This is a genomic window from Paucihalobacter sp. (genome assembly GCF_036825875.1).
Classification (GTDB): domain Bacteria; phylum Bacteroidota; class Bacteroidia; order Flavobacteriales; family Flavobacteriaceae; genus Paucihalobacter.
Genome location: NZ_DAISXK010000017.1, coordinates 1 through 16,274, shown reverse-complemented (window position 1 = coordinate 16,274; position 16,274 = coordinate 1). Strand labels below are relative to the sequence as shown.

Genomic DNA, 16,274 nt, shown 5'->3' with positions numbered 1-16,274 from the left:
ATGCTATAAGAGTTTTGACAGTATATTAATGTTATCAGGTAGTCTTCCTACATTTTGTAATTTAAGTGCGGCTAACTTTAATGCTATTTCAAGGCAATTTTTCATGGATTTTTTATTTATATAAGCAAATAAAAAACCTGACCAAAATGCATCTCCTGCGCCAGTAGCATCCATAACCTTTTCTATTTTAATTGCGGGTAATTCAATGATTTTATGATCTTTTTGAGACAATTTTACACCTTTTGGGCCTAGAGTTAAACATACTATATCAACACCTAAATCATGAAAAAAATCGAATATTTCATCATGAGTCAAAGACTTATCAAAAAGTCTGTTGATATCGTCTTGACTAATTTTAATTAATGGGTTAAACTTGCAATACAGCGTTATAATTCTGAGAGCCTCTTCCCTGCTATTCCATATTTTTCCTGAGTAATTAACATCTATACTCAATTTACAACCTAACTGAAAACCTTCTTCGGCTTTTTTAAGAATTGTGGCTTGGGCTGGATCTTTACTAAGTGCAAAACAAGTGGTGTGAAATATGGTTGTTTGCTTTAAAACATCGGTTGTGATTTGGTCTTCTAAGATTTCGGCATCTGCTTCTCTGTAAGGAATAAAATCTGGTGTAGTTTTGGATCTTGAAACAAAAATTACGCTTGACGGTTTGTGCTTTATAATCTTAATATGATTAGTATTTACGCCAGCTTCAAAAAGCCTATTAAAAACATATTCGCCAAAACCATCTTTTCCCACGGTAGCCACCATAGCTGCTTTTAAACCTAATCTGGCAGAATTTAAAGCTACATTAGTAGGCGAACCACCCAGGTATCTATGATAGTCGCGTGTTTCATTAATTAAAACTTCAGATTGGTGGCCAATAAAATCTATTAGAACTTCACCAACACATAATATATCTATGTTTTTCATAAATAAAAAAATATTAGTGTCCTATTGGAGTTGAGACAATGTTATCTGGAACTTTTTTACTTTTAATAAGCATTGTTAAAATAGCACTTATTATTAAAAGTACCCCGGCAAAGGTAATGGCCAAACGTGGGTCGTTATTTAAAACATGCTTTAAAATAAAGCCAAATGATAAGGTTTGAAGTATCATTGGTACTACAATCATCATATTAATAATGCCCATGTAAACACCATATCGTTCTTTTGGAATATCAGAGACTACCATTAAATAAGGGATACCCATTATACTAGCCCATCCAATACCAAATCCGGTAATGGCAAAAAATAATAAGTTTTTATTTTCAATATGAGGAAAAGCTAAAAACCCGATAGCTGCAATAAGTAAACAAAAAGCATGTACCTTTTTTGCGCTGTATTTTTTGGCAAATTTAACTAAGCTAAATGCCACCAAAAATGTTACAACGTTATACCAACCGTTAACCAAGCCTGTCCAACTCACAGCCTCACTGTAGGCCTGGGTGTTTTCTGGCGTTGCGTTCCAAACAGAAAGCGCTACACTTTTAGAAGAGTTTTGCCAATAACAAAACAGTGCATACCACTGAAATAAATAAACCAATGCAAGTTGCCACATTACTTTTGGCATATCTTTAATTGCCGAAATAATTTCTCTTAAAGGCTCAAATGCGTCTTTTTTTTGTCTTAAAATTAATAATTCTTCTTCGGTTGGTGGAATTTCTTTGGTTTTACTAATGCTCCACAATATAGATGCTATAGAGCAGAAGGCTCCTAAGAAAAACGATGCATACACCCACGTTGGCAATGAACCCGTTGTTCCTATAAAAATTAATGGAAAAATAAATATAGATAAATTAGCTAATACTTGACCTAAACCGGTAAAAAAGCTTTGCATTTGAAATCCAAGGGGTTGCTGCTCTGCATCTAGTTTATCAGCAATAAGCGCCCTGTATGGTTCCATTGCGGTGTTATTTCCCGCATCTAAAATCCAAAGTAATCCTGCTGCCATCCATAACGAACTACTAAACGGAAACACCAATAATGCAAAACTACACAGCAAGGCTCCGATTAAGAAATAGGGTTTACGACGCCCTAGCTTTGGATGCCAGGTTTTATCGCTTAAAGCGCCTACAATGGGCTGTACAAGTAGTCCTGTAACCGGTCCGGCCAAATGTAAAATTGGGATTTGGTCCGGGCTAGCTCCTAAAAAATCATAAATAGGGGTAACCGCACTTTGCTGTAAACCAAAACTATACTGAATTCCAAAAAAACCAACATTCATGTTTAGGATTTGCCAAAAGCCTAATTTTGGTTTATAGGTCATAACTCTTACCTGTTTAAATTAGTGTGTTTTGTAAATGTAAAAAAATGAGTCTATACCAATTAAATATAGACTCATTAAACCAATCAATCAATTGCTTAAAAATTAAAGTTTAAACCTAATGACACTGATCGTCCTGGAACAGGTCTTGCTCTTACTATATTTACTTGATTTTCAACAATACTTCCTTCTTCGGTTTCTGTTATACCAAGTGTGTCAAAAATATTGTTTGCCGAAAGGTTAGCAAATAAGTTTTCTGTAATTCCAAAACTAACAAAGCCATTTACTATAACAAAGCCTGGCATAATCAGCTCATTATTATCCTGAGTATAGGCCTTACTTTGCCCTATAAAACTTAACCTTAAAGTATTTTGCTTTTCAGAACCAAAGTTGTAAGAAGGTAAAAAGTTATATATTAAATCAGGTTGTCTTCGTGGGGCATTACCTTTATTATCGCCAGAATCTATTTGAGCATCTGTATATGTAATACCTCCTCTAAGGCTAAAATCGTTGAATTTATAAAATCCTTCCAACTCTACACCTAAAGATCTGTAATCATTTTCAATAATAGAGTTTGAAGTGACCTCAAAACCACCTTCTTCAATGGTTTTTGCATAAAATAAAGTTGCATACAATGCGCCATTATTAAAACCTCTTTTATAGCCAATTTCTGCCTGATTTATAAAGTCTAAGGCATTAATTTGGTTGCCATCAAGATAATTCAATCCTGAAAATAGAATTCTGTCTGCTTTCGCTGCAGCACCTCTACTATAGCGACCAAATACTGCCTGACTATCATTTATTTTATAATTAGCCCCAAGCGAATAAGAGAGGTAATCATAATCGTAATTAACTTGCGTTGGATTGGCATTATCTATTGCCGATACGCTTTGCTCTGGAGCAGAGATATTTCCATCATTATTGATATCAAAAGATGTTTGTACCGGTCCGGCAAATGAGCCATCAACCAAGCCATTATCATATCTCATACTAGCTTCAAAATTCAAGTTGTCATTAGCCTCGAAAGATAAATTAGCATAATAAGCAGAGACATTGTATTGCGTATCGTAATTTCTAGTGCAGCAATTACCCCAAAAAGGAACGCCATAAGCATACAGCCCATTCTCACTCAAAGCATTATCTGAATTGTCAAACACGTTAATCAATCTGGCATTACTACTATTAACTTCCTGAAGATATGAATTCCAAAGCCAAGACATAGATACATCTTGAATAGATTTAAAATAACCTGCGGTTATGTTTAGATTGTCAAAGTTTTTAGTTATCCTCAAATCATTCATAAAATTATTGAAACTGTTAAGTTCCACGTCAAACATATGTATTCTAGCTATCAGGTCATTATTGTTAACAGCTCCTCCGCCTTGAAATTGAAAGGAGTTCCATCCATTATCATTTGCAAAATCCCCAGATAACATATTGGATGCGGTTGCAACTTCGGCAGGGAAAGGAGAAACAAAGTTTCCTTTATTAAATGAAAATCTTCCACTGTTTTTAACACTCCAACCCTGACCTAAGTCAAAATAAGCTTTAAGCCCTACCGAGGTAGAAATGGGGTTCATACCGTCTGCAACGTTTGATCTTCTCAATTGACCATCTGGACCTAAACCAACATTTTGGGTTAAAAAAGGAGAATGAATAGTTCCTCTAGTGGCGTCAAAATTAGGTGCATCATTCCATTCTGGATTGCTATTGGTTCCAGAAACTGCAATAGGCATTGGCAAATAAGCTACAGCTCTGTCATTTAAATATTTTGCAGATAATCTCACATATCCCTTTTCAAATTCCTTAGTAATATTAAACTTAAATTGTCCTCCGTTATTTGCAGTAAATCCAGTTTCTCTAATCCCTTCTCCAACTCTGTAAAATCCGCCCATGTGAAAATATAGACCTTCGCCTATTGGTGCACCATAGTTAAAGTCTGTTCTGAACGAGTCGTAATCTAAACCAAAGGAAGTTCCCAAAGATCCACCCTCTGATTTACCAGTTTTACTAATTAAATTTATAATTGCACCAGGTGAATTTGATGACATTGTCGACGCCGAACCACCTCTAATAGCCTCAATTCTAGAAACATTGGAATCGAATCTTGTAAAAATATCAGCAGTCGCAAAAGACATATCACCAAATAAAAGCACGGGTAAACCATCTTCCTGTATTTGCACATATTTTGAACCTCCTGAAGATACCGGAACACCTCTTACCGCAATGTTTGAATTACCTTCACCACCTGAAGATTCTGATCTTATACCTGGAATTGTTCTAAAAATCTCGGCAGTTGTCCTTGGAGCTGTTTGATTTATCAAGGTTGGATTAAGACTTGTTATCGAGACACTAGACTCTAATTTTGATTTAGGATTAATAACCCCAGTAACCACAATTTGATCGAGAGATTCTGCATCTTCAGATAAACTTAAGTTTAAAACAATGTCCTGTCCCTCAAGAACCAACTGTTTTATTAATTTTGAATACCCTAAGGATGATGCTATTAACTTATAACTGCCATCCTCAACATTAGTTATACTAAAAGCACCATCAAAATCTGTTACAGAACCTTGAGTTGTACCTTCTAAAATAACGTTTACACCTACCAGAGGCATCCCATTTTTATCAGTGATAGTTCCGGAAATTGAATTCTGTGCAACCATCATAGCTGTAGACACTATTAATATGAGTATAATGCCTAAACTTTGCTTAATTTTATTCATGCTTAATTTTCTTAAATTAATACTTAGTTTGGTTAATTGTTGTCGAATTTATATTTATTTAAGAACGAAAATGAATATATTGCAACGAAAACGTTTTCGAATTTAACGAAAACGTTTTCGAAAAAAATTTACCCCATATTTTTTTAATAAATATTTACTTTTCATTTAAACTAATTCAGACCAATTAATAGCATTCATAATTTAAAATTTGTTAAAATAATTTTATAAAAATATAGCGGATGAAACCAACTACTTTAAGCCAAATTGCTGAACTGCTAAATATTTCAATTTCTACAGTATCTAAAGCCTTAAAAGATTATCCCGACGTAAGTAAAAGGACGAAATTGTTAGTTAAAGAAACCGCTGCTACTCTAAATTATAAACCAAATGCCTTTGCAGTAAACCTAAGAACAAAAGAGTCTAAGACCATAGGTATTATAATACCTGAGGTAGTCCATCATTTCTTTTCTAGTGTTATTAAAGGAATTATTGCTCAAGCCGAAAAAAAAGGCTACTTAGTCATAATACTTCAGTCTAATGAGTCATACAAATTAGAAAAAAAACAAATAGAGCTTTTATTAGATAAACATATTGACGGTATTTTGATTTCTTTAGCCAATGAAACAGCGGATTTTCAGCATTTATATGAAGTAATGGCGAGAGAAACTCCGCTTGTAATGTTTGACAAAATAGCCAAATTAGTAAACTGCTCAAAGGTAATAATTAACGATAGAAACGCAGCCTACGAAGCTACAAAGCATTTAATTGATACCGGTTGTAAACGAATTGCTCATTTCAGGGGACCTTTATTACCACAAAATTCAATAGATCGCTTTTTAGGTTATAAAAAGGCATTAACCGATCATAACATTCCATATGACTCATCGCTAATATATTTTTGTAACAACATGAGTTTTGAGGAAGGCGTACAAAACGCAAAAAAACTATTAGATGATCATACCGACGTGGACGGCGTATTTATAAATACCGACCTAGTTGCTGTTGGCGCTATATCGGAGTTTAATAGGCAAAATATAAAAATACCAGAAGAAATTTCTGTGGTTGGTTTTAGCAATTGGTTTATGTCCTCAGTTATTTCGCCAACACTCACAACGATAGACCAACCAGGATACTTGATGGGAAAAAATGCCTTTAAACTTTTATATAAAGAAATTAGGCAGAGAAAAGAAAATAATATAATAATCTTTAAGCAAATTGAGTTGCCAACTAAATTAATTAAGCGTAGCTCAACCCGTGATATTATTTAGTGTCGCCTATAAACAAAATATTTCGTTTCAATCCTTCAAACTTGGTTCGCTTGACGGCAGAATTCTTAAACACCTTTTTAAAGGTTTCTTCGGTAATGTCTTCCCAGTCTTTTTGTGACATCGACAACAATTCTGGATGCGGATTAAAAAGTGGCTCGCTATGTACTTTTGAAAAACGATTCCAAGGGCAAACATCTTGGCAAATGTCGCAGCCAAATATCCAGTCGTCAAACTGACCTTTAAATTCATTAGGAATATTTTCTTTGAGTTCTATAGTAAAGTATGAAATACATTTACTACCGTCAACCACATAAGGTTCAGTAATCGCCTGTGTTGGGCAGGCATCGATACATTTGGTGCAGGTGCCGCAGTGGTCGGTTGTTGGGGTGTCGTATTCTAGTTCTAAATCGATAATGAGTTCTGCAATAAAGTAGAAAGAGCCGACTTGTTGGGTTAGCAAATTACTGTGTTTTCCAATCCAACCCAAACCTGATTTGGCAGCCCATGCTTTATCTAAAACCGGCGCAGAATCAACAAAGGCACGTCCGTGTACTTCGCCAATTTCACCTTGAATAAATTGAAGCAATGACTTCAATTTGTCTTTAATCACGAAATGATAATCTTGACCGTAGGCATATTTCGAAATTTTATAAGTATCCCTTATTTGTTGTTCTTCTGGAAAATAATTGAGCAATAACGAGACAATACTTTTTGCGCCATCAACCAGTTTAGTTGGATCGAGTCGTTTATCAAAATGATTTTCCATGTATTGCATGCTACCATGCATATTATTGTTAAGCCATTTCTCTAAACGTGGTGCTTCAGCTTCTAAAAAACCAGCTTCACTAATGCCACAAGACAAAAAACCGAGGCGTTTGGCTTCGGCTTTGATGAGTTTAGAACGCTCACTAACTCTTTCTCTAAAAGAGACAGAACTCAATCTGTTTTTACTTTTATTGTCCATTGAATGCTTTTATCCATTAATAGGAGTTCCGTTTAATAAATTCACTTTACGAATTTAAGAAAATAACCCTCCTTGAATATCGCCTTTTATCTTTCCGAGGTGTCTGTATGCCAATTCTGTCACTTCTCTTCCTCGAGGTGTACGCATGATAAAGCCTTGTTGAATTAAGAATGGTTCATAAACCTCTTCTATGGTTTCGGCATTTTCGCTTACTGCGGTTGCAAGGGTAGTGATTCCTACAGGGCCACCTTTAAACTTGTCTATGATGGTGGTTAATATTTTATTGTCCATTTCATCAAGTCCAAAAGCATCTACATTTAAGGCTTTTAACGCAAATTGAGCTATGGCAATATCAATAGTACCATTACCTTTAATTTGGGCAAAATCCCGAACCCTTCGCAATAATGCATTAGCAATTCTTGGAGTGCCTCGGCTTCTTCGGGCTATTTCAATAGCAGCTTGTGTTGAAATTGGCACTTTTAAGATAGTGGCGCTGCGCTGAATAATATCACTTAATAACTCTGTATTGTAATACTGTAACCTACTGCTAATACCAAATCTTGCTCGCATTGGAGAGGTCAACAAACCAGAACGTGTAGTGGCACCAATTAATGTAAACGGATTGAGATTGATTTGAACTGTACGAGCATTTGGACCAGATTCTATCATGATGTCTATTTTATAATCTTCCATGGCCGAATACAAATATTCTTCAATAACAGGACTAAGTCTGTGTATTTCATCTATAAACAGCACATCCCGTTCCTCAAGATTTGTGAGTAAACCTGCAAGATCTCCAGGTTTGTCCAAAACTGGACCAGAAGTTATTTTGATACCAACATTAAGTTCATTGGCCAGTATGTGTGCTAAGGTAGTTTTACCAAGACCAGGCGGCCCGTGAAATAAAGTGTGATCTAAAGCTTCGCTGCGAAGATTGGCAGCCTTTACAAATATTTTCAAATTTTCTAAAACCTGTTCCTGACCTGCAAAATCGTCAAAAGTGAGAGGTCTCAACTTTTTTTCTACATCTAAATCTTCAGGAGAGAAATTACTTCCTGTAGGGTCAAGGTTTTGGTTCATTTAATCTCAAATTATAAAGTTCTTACAAAGATAATTGAGTTAGCGGATAAAACTCGGTTACCGTCTAAATTAAAAAACTATATTAATTCCGAAAATTAAAAATACCATTTTTTCAACATTCTTAAAATTTTGCATCAGCCGTAGAAAATTTCATGTATTTTTTAAGAATGGAATAAGCATTCTTATAAATCCAAAAAAGTCCTTTAAATTAAAGAACTTTTTTTTGGATTTCTTATTACAAGGTTTACAGCGTTATTGGCTAACCATTATGGGTGCCTTTCCATCGGTGATGATGATTTTAGCATTGTTAGACCTGCTTAATTCTCGGAAAGCTTCAATACTTTGATATTGAATTAATAAAGGGGTAAGTCCTTGATTAATAATTGCCTGTGCGTCTCTAATTCCTTCTGCTTCGGCGCGTTTTCGATCTGCCTCTTTTAATTCGCGCTGTACCACAAACTCCATTTCTTGAAACTGCTGTTCTGCACGCAGCTTATCTTCAATGGCTGAGGATAACCTGTCTGGCAGATTTATGCTTTTTAATAGCACTGCCTGTATGTCAAAACCTTTTTCACCAAGTACGAGATTCATTTTATCCTGAATAGCGCGTTCAATTTCATTCCTCCTTGTGCTATGCATATCCTTTGCAAAATATTCGGCTGAAATATTCGCCGCTGAAGATCGCAAGGTATTGATCAACACATTTCGCTCGTAATGTTTACCAATATCTTTTATGATATTTGGGGCTTCATCTTTTTCAATATTGTATAAAACAGAAACCTCAGCAGTAATGGTTAATCCTTCTTTTGAGGGTAACAATAGAGTTTGCTCAACGTTTGTGGTTCTAATGGGTACTCTTACAAAAGTTGTTGTAAAAGGGTTGAAGAAGCGCACACCCTCTTCTACAGGCTTATCATTTAGCTTGCCTAAAGTTTGTTTTACGCCTACCTCACCGGGTCTAATAATTGCGCAGCTAGATAGCATAAAGGCTGCGCTAATAAAAACTAAAGTCTTTTTTAATTGCATAATCATATATTTTTATGTTTAAAAAATATGACCAATCAGCATGCCAATTTACACTCAAAACAACTGTTTAATAAATATTTATGATTTTTAAAAAAATGCTATTAAACAAAAAACCTCTCTGTAAACAGAAAGGTTTTTTTAAAATTATTATTATTTCTAATGCTGAAGTTCTTCTTCACCTTCTTTAAGCGGTACATTCTGCGGCACAAAATCATCGTCATGTCCTGGTTTACTATAATCGTAAGACCAACGGTGAACTTCTGGTAAAGCGCCTGGCCAATTACCGTGTAGGTGTTTTACAGGAGTTGTCCATTCAAGGGTGTTAGATCTCCATGGGTTTTGCGTAGCTTTTTTGCCATAGAAAATACTGTGAATGAAATTATACATAAACACCAATTGGAACACGCCACCTATTAAAGCAAAAACGGTGATCACCACATTTACATTGGCTAAATCGTCAAATAATGGAAATGCCGTGTTAGTATAATAACGTCTTGGAAGACCTGCCATACCAATAAAGTGCATTGGGAAGAATACGCCATATGCCGACACTGCTGTTACCCAGAAGTGTACATAACCAAGGTTTTTATTTAGCATCCTACCAAACATTTTCGGGAACCAATGATAAATACCAGCAAACATTCCGTAAAGTGCTGAAATACCCATAACTAAGTGGAAGTGAGCCACTACGAAATACGTATCGTGAACATTAATATCTAAAGCACTATCACCTAAAATAATTCCTGTTAAACCACCGGTTATAAAAGTTGATACCAAACCAATTGAGAACAACATGGCAGGATTCAACTGAAGATTACCTTTCCAAAGTGTCGTGATATAATTAAATGCTTTTACTGCCGATGGAATAGCAATAAGTAATGTGGTAAAAGTAAATACCGATCCTAAGAATGGATTCATCCCCGAAATAAACATGTGGTGACCCCAAACTATGGTTGATAAGAAGGCAATCGCTAAAATAGATGCCACCATGGCGCGGTATCCAAAAATCGGTTTACGTGAATTGGTTGCAATAATTTCGGAAGTAATACCAAGTGCAGGTAATAAAACGATATACACTTCAGGGTGACCTAAAAACCAAAATAAATGCTCAAATAACACTGGCGATCCACCTTGATAATGTAATACTTCACCTTGAATAAATATGTCTGACAAGAAAAAAGACGTTCCAAAACTTCTATCCATTATAAGCAATAAAGCCGCTGACAATAAAACTGGAAATGAAATTACTCCGATAATAGCTGTTACAAAAAATGCCCAAATTGTTAAAGGTAATCTTGTCATTGACATTCCCTTTGTACGTAAATTAATAACGGTTACGATATAATTTAATGAACCTAATAAGGACGATGCTATAAATATCGCCATCGATACAAGCCATAAAGTCATGCCCGCACCAGAACCGCCTTGCGCCATTGGCAACGCACTTAATGGTGGGTAAATAGTCCATCCTGCGGCGGCGGGTCCAGCTTCAACGAATAAAGATAAAATCATAATGACACTGGAAACAAAAAATAACCAGTAGGAGACCATATTCAGGAATCCCGAAGCCATATCGCGAGCGCCAATTTGAAGTGGAATCAGCAAATTACTAAAGGTTCCACTTAAGCCTGCTGTTAATACAAAAAATACCATGATAGTACCATGAATGGTAACCAAAGCCAAATAAATATCGGCATCCATAACGCCACCTGGAGCCCACTTCCCTAGTAAGGCTTCAAATAAAACATTTGGTTTTTCTGGCCAAGCCAGTTGCATTCTAAACATGAGAGACATTAAAATACCAATAACTCCCATTATTGACCCAGTAATTAAATACTGTTTAGCAATCATTTTGTGATCTTGGCTAAAAATATACTTCGTTACAAAAGTCTCTTTGTGGTGGTGTTCGTGATCGTCGTGAACGTGTGTTTCTGCTGTTGCTGACATAATCTCTTTTTAACTTTTCTTTTTAAACAATTTTTTTACTAATTTAATGAATTTTCGAATACCGTTTGTTGCGACATCCATTCATCAAACTCTTCTTGGGTTTCCACAATTATTTTCATTTGCATGTTGTAATGTGATTTTCCACAAATTTTGTTACATAGCAATAAGTAATCAAATTCATATCGTATATCTTGACCGCGTTCTAAAACATCGGCTTGATTTTCTAACCTAATTTTATTAATGTTCGCCACCTTATCTTGCATATCAGGATTTTCACGCATTTCTTGTGTAGTGATTGTTGGTGTAAATGAAAATTGCGTCACCATGCCTGGCACACAGTTCATCTGTGCTCTAAAATGAGGCATATAGGCTGAATGCAGTACATCTTGAGAACGCATTTTAAACAACACAGGTCTATTTACAGGAAGGTGCAGTTCTGTTACGATAACATCATCTTGCGCATTTGGGTCGGATTCATCTAAACCTAGAATATTGGCTCTATCATTGTCTATTAACCTAACGTTTGCATTACCAAGAACATTATCCGAACCTGCATAACGAGCTTTCCAGTTAAATTGCTGCGCATATAATTCAACTACTAATGGATCTTCATCTTCAAAATCTGGGTTCATAATATTAGTCCATGCAAACAATCCTGAAATGATTAAACCTGCAAGCACAATTACTGGAATGATAGTCCAAACCGCTTCTAATGTATTGTTATCGGCATAAAACAAAGCTTTACGTCCTTTCTCGCCTTTGTATTTGTAGGCGAAGTAATGCAGTAAAAACTGGGTGATTGTTTGTACAATAAATATAATAATCATAGAGGCGATCATTAAATTATCGATGGTTGGTCCGTGTGCCGAAGCCGAGTTTGAAACCAAAGGTAAATCACCCCATTTGGCAAAGCTATAAATAGTAATGGCGTAAATAAATATAAGGAAGGCAATCATTAAATAGCCGTTAACCTTATTGTCTTTATCGGTTGCTACTTGATTATTATCACTGGAACCAACTTGAGCCAAATCGAATATTTTAACCATTTGCCAAATAGCAATGGCTACAAAAACTATAATACCTAATGTTAAAAGAACCGTCATCTTATTCTACGTTCGTTATTTAATAATTAATAATGAAAGTGTTCACTCTCTTTAATAAATGGATTTCCTTTTGCTAGTAATGGCGCTTTTGATATTGCATTAAATACAATTAGTATAAACAAACCTGCAAACAATAAGATAGACCCAATTTCAGGAATACCAATATACCATCTGTCTCCAACGGTTGCAGGCATTATCATATTGAAAATATCAAGGTAATGTCCTCCAAGTATAACAATACCAGCCATAACTATAAACCAAGGAATGCGTTTATAATCGCTATTCATAAGAATTAATAACGGAAAAATAAAGTTCATAACCACCATACCGAAGAATGGCAATTTATAGTCATTAATTCTACTCACATAATAAGTTACTTCCTCAGGAATATTTGAATACCAAATAAGCATGAATTGCGAGAACCATAAATAGGTCCAGAAGATACTAATTCCAAACATAAATTTCGCCAAATCGTGCAGGTGGCTATCGTTTACAAACTCTAACAGACCTTTTGATTTTAAGTAAATGGTGATAAGTGCAATTACTGTAATGCCGCTAACAAACATGCTCGCGAACACATACCATCCAAATAAAGTACTAAACCAGTGCGGATCTACACTCATTATCCAATCCCAGGACATAATAGATTCTGTTACAATATAGAATACTAAAAAACCTGCTGAAATTCTGAAATTCTTTTTAAAGTTTGAATTATCGTTTGCTGTGTCTTGCGCCAGAGAAAACTTTCTAGAATATTGCCTGTAAAGTACCCAACCGGATATAAACAAAACAGCTCTTACAATAAAACCTGTAAGATTTAAGTAACCAGATTTGTTGGCAATTATTTCATCATGTGCCACCACTTCTGGATCCATCCAAATAAACAAATTATAATGACCAATAGTTCCTGAAGCAACAGCAATTAGTACGACTATAACAGCTCCTGGAAACACATAGGCGGTAATACCTTCCATAACCCTAAATAATACGGGCGACCAACCAGCTTGTGCGGCGTACTGAATGGCATAAAAAGCCAATACACCTAATGCAATCATAAAAAAGAAAAAGGCTGCCACATACAATGCTGCCCAAGGTCTATTGTGAATTTGATGCATTACATGCTCAGCGTGCTCTGAGTCGTGCCCGTCTTCTGCGTGCGCAGCATCACCTCCATGGCTAGCTTCTTCAACTAACATTACTTCTACTTGCTCTAAAGACACATGAGACGATAGAAATCCTAGTCCAACCATAATAGCACCAGCTACTATTAGTATTAAAGAAAATATTTTAAGTTTGCTCGAAAGTGTGTACATATCTGTAAAATCTTTATCGTCTTATTTTTCTAATTCAGCTTTAAGCTCCATGACATAGGCAGTAACTTGCCAACGCTCTTCTTCGTTTAATTGATTCTTGTAGGCACCCATGGTGTTTTTCCCATAATAAATTACGTGATAAACACTGCCTTCTGTTATGGCACGGCCAACATCGTCGTAACTTGGTACACCCAATATTTTTTCGCGTTCTACCAATTTCCCAATACCGTTTCCTTTTACTCCATGACAAATTCCACAATAAACATCGTAAAGCTCTTTAGCTCTAGGTTTATCGTAAGAAAACTCTTTAGTTGGGTTTTTCAGTTCTGCCTTTGCCAACTCATACCCTTCATTGGTGTCTTCAATTTCATAAAAAGAATAGCCTCGTGGTATGGAACCTTTTGCAGGAAGCTGGGCTTCAATCCCATTTGCAAAAGCATCAGATTCAGAATAGGTTTCATAACCTACCGATTCGTACATGTTAGGCATGTATTGATAGTTGGGCCTTGAGTTTTTCTGGCAAGACACTAAACCGGCAAAAAGGATTCCTATTAATGATAATTTTATTGTAGCCTTCATATTAATGTGCTTCTTCTTTATCAACTATATTTATTTCGACCGCTCCAGTTTCCTCGAGAAGTGACGTTAATTCAATTTCGTTATTTTTAATTGCAATTTCCATAAGGAAATGATCATCCGTAGTTCTTACGTCTGGATTTTCAGCCTTTTTAAATGGCCACATTCTACTTCTTAAGTAAAAGGTAATGACCATTAAATGCGCTGCAAAAAACACTGTTAACTCAAACATAATAGGAACAAATGCCGGCATATTTTCAATATAACTAAAACTTGGCTTACCACCAATATCTTGGGGCCAGTCTTCAATCATTATATAATTCATCATGATAACAGAAACCGCCAAACCAACGCAGCCATACAAAAACGATGTAATGGCAATTCTAGTTGGTGCCAACCCCATTGCTTTGTCTAGACCATGAACAGGAAACGGTGTATAAACTTCTTCTATATGATAGCGGGCGGCCTTAACTTTTTTAACGGCAGCCATTAATACATCGTCATCTGTATATAGAGCATGAATTACTTTTGAAGGTGCTTCCATATTACGCTTTAGTGTTTGAATTAGTATCTTTTTTCCCAGAGGTCCTTTCGTCTGAACCAGTTCCTACCAAGCTGCCTCCACTTTCTCGGATACGCTTGTATTTCTCGCCAGAGGTTTTCAAAATAGTTTTAACCTCTGCTTGTGCTATTACGGGGAATGTCCTTGCGTACAATAAAAATAGAACGAAGAAGAATCCTATAGTACCAATAAATATTCCGATATCTACAAAGGTTGGGCTAAACATAGTCCAAGATGATGGTAAATAATCTCTGTGAAGTGAGGTTACGATAATTACGAAACGCTCAAACCACATACCTATATTCACAACAATCGAGATAAAGAATGAAAACATGATACTTGTTCTTAACCTTTTAAACCACATAAATTGAGGTGAGAACACATTACAAGACATCATCGCCCAATAAGCCCACCAATATGGTCCGGTTGCTCTATTTAAGAAAGCGTACTGCTCATATTCAACACCTGAATACCATGCTATAAACAACTCTGTTATATAGGCAACCCCCACAATAGATCCGGTAATCATAATTACAATGTTCATCAGTTCTATATGCTGTACGGTGATATAATCTTCTAAACTACACACTTTTCTCATAATTATTAGCAAGGTATTTACCATTGCAAATCCAGAGAAAATAGCTCCTGCTACAAAATAAGGTGGGAAAATAGTCGTGTGCCAACCTGGTATAACCGATGTAGCAAAGTCAAACGATACAATGGTGTGAACGGAAAGTACCAATGGCGTTGCTAAACCTGCCAATACTAATGATACTTCTTCAAAACGTTGCCAATCTTTAGCGCGACCAGACCAACCAAAACTTAATAAAGAATAAATTTTCTTTTGAAATGGCTTCACAGCACGATCGCGAATCATAGCGAAATCTGGTAATAAACCTGTCCACCAGAACACTAACGAAACTGAAAGATAAGTTGAAATTGCAAACACGTCCCAGAGCAATGGTGAATTAAAGTTTACCCACAGCGAACCAAACTGATTTGGTATTGGTAACACCCAATACGCCAACCAAGGACGACCCATATGAATAATTGGGAATAAACCAGCTTGCAATACTGAGAAAATAGTCATTGCCTCAGCCGAACGGTTAATTGCCATTCTCCATTTTTGACGGAATAATAATAGTACTGCAGAAATAAGCGTTCCTGCGTGACCAATTCCTACCCACCAAACGAAGTTAGTAATATCCCAGGCCCAGTTTACAGTTTTGTTGAGACCCCAAACACCGATTCCGGTTGATACGGTATAAATAATACATCCAATACCATAGAGGAAGGCGATTAATGAAATTCCAAAAACAGTCCACCATAATTTGTTGGCCTTTCCTTCAACAGGTCGGGCAACATCTACGGTAACGTCGTGGTACGATTTCTCGCCGGTTACAAGTGGTCTTCTAATAGGTGCTTCGTAATGAGACGCCATAATTT

General features: G+C 35.9%; 12 protein-coding genes and 1 pseudogene. 1 reads left to right on the top strand and 12 read right to left on the bottom strand.

Translation table 11 applies throughout. The annotated features are described in order from the left end of the window. Positions 1–3: 3 nt before the first annotated feature. From V7Z48_RS06755 to V7Z48_RS06745, 3 genes are all read right to left on the bottom strand, one after another. Complete coding sequence (locus tag V7Z48_RS06755) at positions 4–930, bottom strand: carbohydrate kinase family protein (RefSeq protein WP_334112640.1); 927 nt, start codon at positions 928–930, stop codon at positions 4–6. A 13-nt stretch (positions 931–943) separates the two neighbouring features. Further along, positions 944–2,266, bottom strand: a complete 1,323-nt coding sequence (locus V7Z48_RS06750) for an MFS transporter (RefSeq protein ID WP_334112639.1) — start codon at positions 2,264–2,266, stop codon at positions 944–946. 95 nt (positions 2,267–2,361) lie between these two features. After that, on the bottom strand, positions 2,362–4,989 hold the full coding sequence (locus V7Z48_RS06745) for a TonB-dependent receptor (RefSeq protein ID WP_334112638.1): 2,628 nt from the start codon (positions 4,987–4,989) through the stop codon (positions 2,362–2,364). Between the two features lie 239 nt (positions 4,990–5,228). Here V7Z48_RS06745 and V7Z48_RS06740 point away from each other — a divergent pair, with 239 nt between their 5' ends. After that, on the top strand, positions 5,229–6,257 hold the full coding sequence (locus V7Z48_RS06740; RefSeq protein ID WP_334112637.1) for a LacI family DNA-binding transcriptional regulator: 1,029 nt from the start codon (positions 5,229–5,231) through the stop codon (positions 6,255–6,257). Here the strand turns inward: V7Z48_RS06740 and queG are convergent. The 9 genes and pseudogenes from queG to nrfD form a co-directional block, all read right to left on the bottom strand. Further along, complete coding sequence (gene queG / locus V7Z48_RS06735) at positions 6,250–7,221, bottom strand: tRNA epoxyqueuosine(34) reductase QueG (RefSeq protein WP_334112636.1); 972 nt, start codon at positions 7,219–7,221, stop codon at positions 6,250–6,252. The two genes, V7Z48_RS06740 and queG, sit on opposite strands and share 8 nt — an antisense overlap. Positions 7,222–7,275: 54 nt before the next feature. After that, a complete protein-coding gene (gene ruvB, locus V7Z48_RS06730; protein WP_334112635.1) occupies positions 7,276–8,301 on the bottom strand; it encodes a Holliday junction branch migration DNA helicase RuvB in 1,026 nt (341 codons plus the stop codon). Between the two features lie 252 nt (positions 8,302–8,553). Then, positions 8,554–9,327 (bottom strand): prohibitin family protein, encoded by a 774-nt coding sequence (locus V7Z48_RS06725; protein WP_334112634.1) that lies wholly within the window; start codon positions 9,325–9,327, stop codon positions 8,554–8,556. A 156-nt stretch (positions 9,328–9,483) separates the two neighbouring features. Further along, the gene (locus V7Z48_RS06720) at positions 9,484–11,274 is read right to left on the bottom strand and encodes a cytochrome c oxidase subunit I (RefSeq protein WP_334112633.1); all 1,791 of its coding nucleotides are present in this window, start codon (positions 11,272–11,274) and stop codon (positions 9,484–9,486) included. Between the two features lie 38 nt (positions 11,275–11,312). After that, complete coding sequence (locus V7Z48_RS06715) at positions 11,313–12,377, bottom strand: cytochrome c oxidase subunit II (RefSeq protein ID WP_334112632.1); 1,065 nt, start codon at positions 12,375–12,377, stop codon at positions 11,313–11,315. Positions 12,378–12,403: 26 nt separating this feature from the next. After that, complete coding sequence (locus V7Z48_RS06710) at positions 12,404–13,690, bottom strand: quinol:cytochrome C oxidoreductase (protein ID WP_334112631.1); 1,287 nt, start codon at positions 13,688–13,690, stop codon at positions 12,404–12,406. A gap of 21 nt (positions 13,691–13,711) precedes the next feature. Then, the gene (locus tag V7Z48_RS06705; protein WP_334112630.1) at positions 13,712–14,269 is read right to left on the bottom strand and encodes a c-type cytochrome; all 558 of its coding nucleotides are present in this window, start codon (positions 14,267–14,269) and stop codon (positions 13,712–13,714) included. Position 14,270: 1 nt separating this feature from the next. Next, positions 14,271–14,810 (bottom strand): DUF3341 domain-containing protein, encoded by a 540-nt coding sequence (locus V7Z48_RS06700; protein WP_334112629.1) that lies wholly within the window; start codon positions 14,808–14,810, stop codon positions 14,271–14,273. A 37-nt stretch (positions 14,811–14,847) separates the two neighbouring features. After that, positions 14,848–16,269, bottom strand: a pseudogene (gene nrfD / locus V7Z48_RS06695) (NrfD/PsrC family molybdoenzyme membrane anchor subunit); the annotation flags it as partial. Between the last annotated feature and the right edge of the window lie 5 nt (positions 16,270–16,274).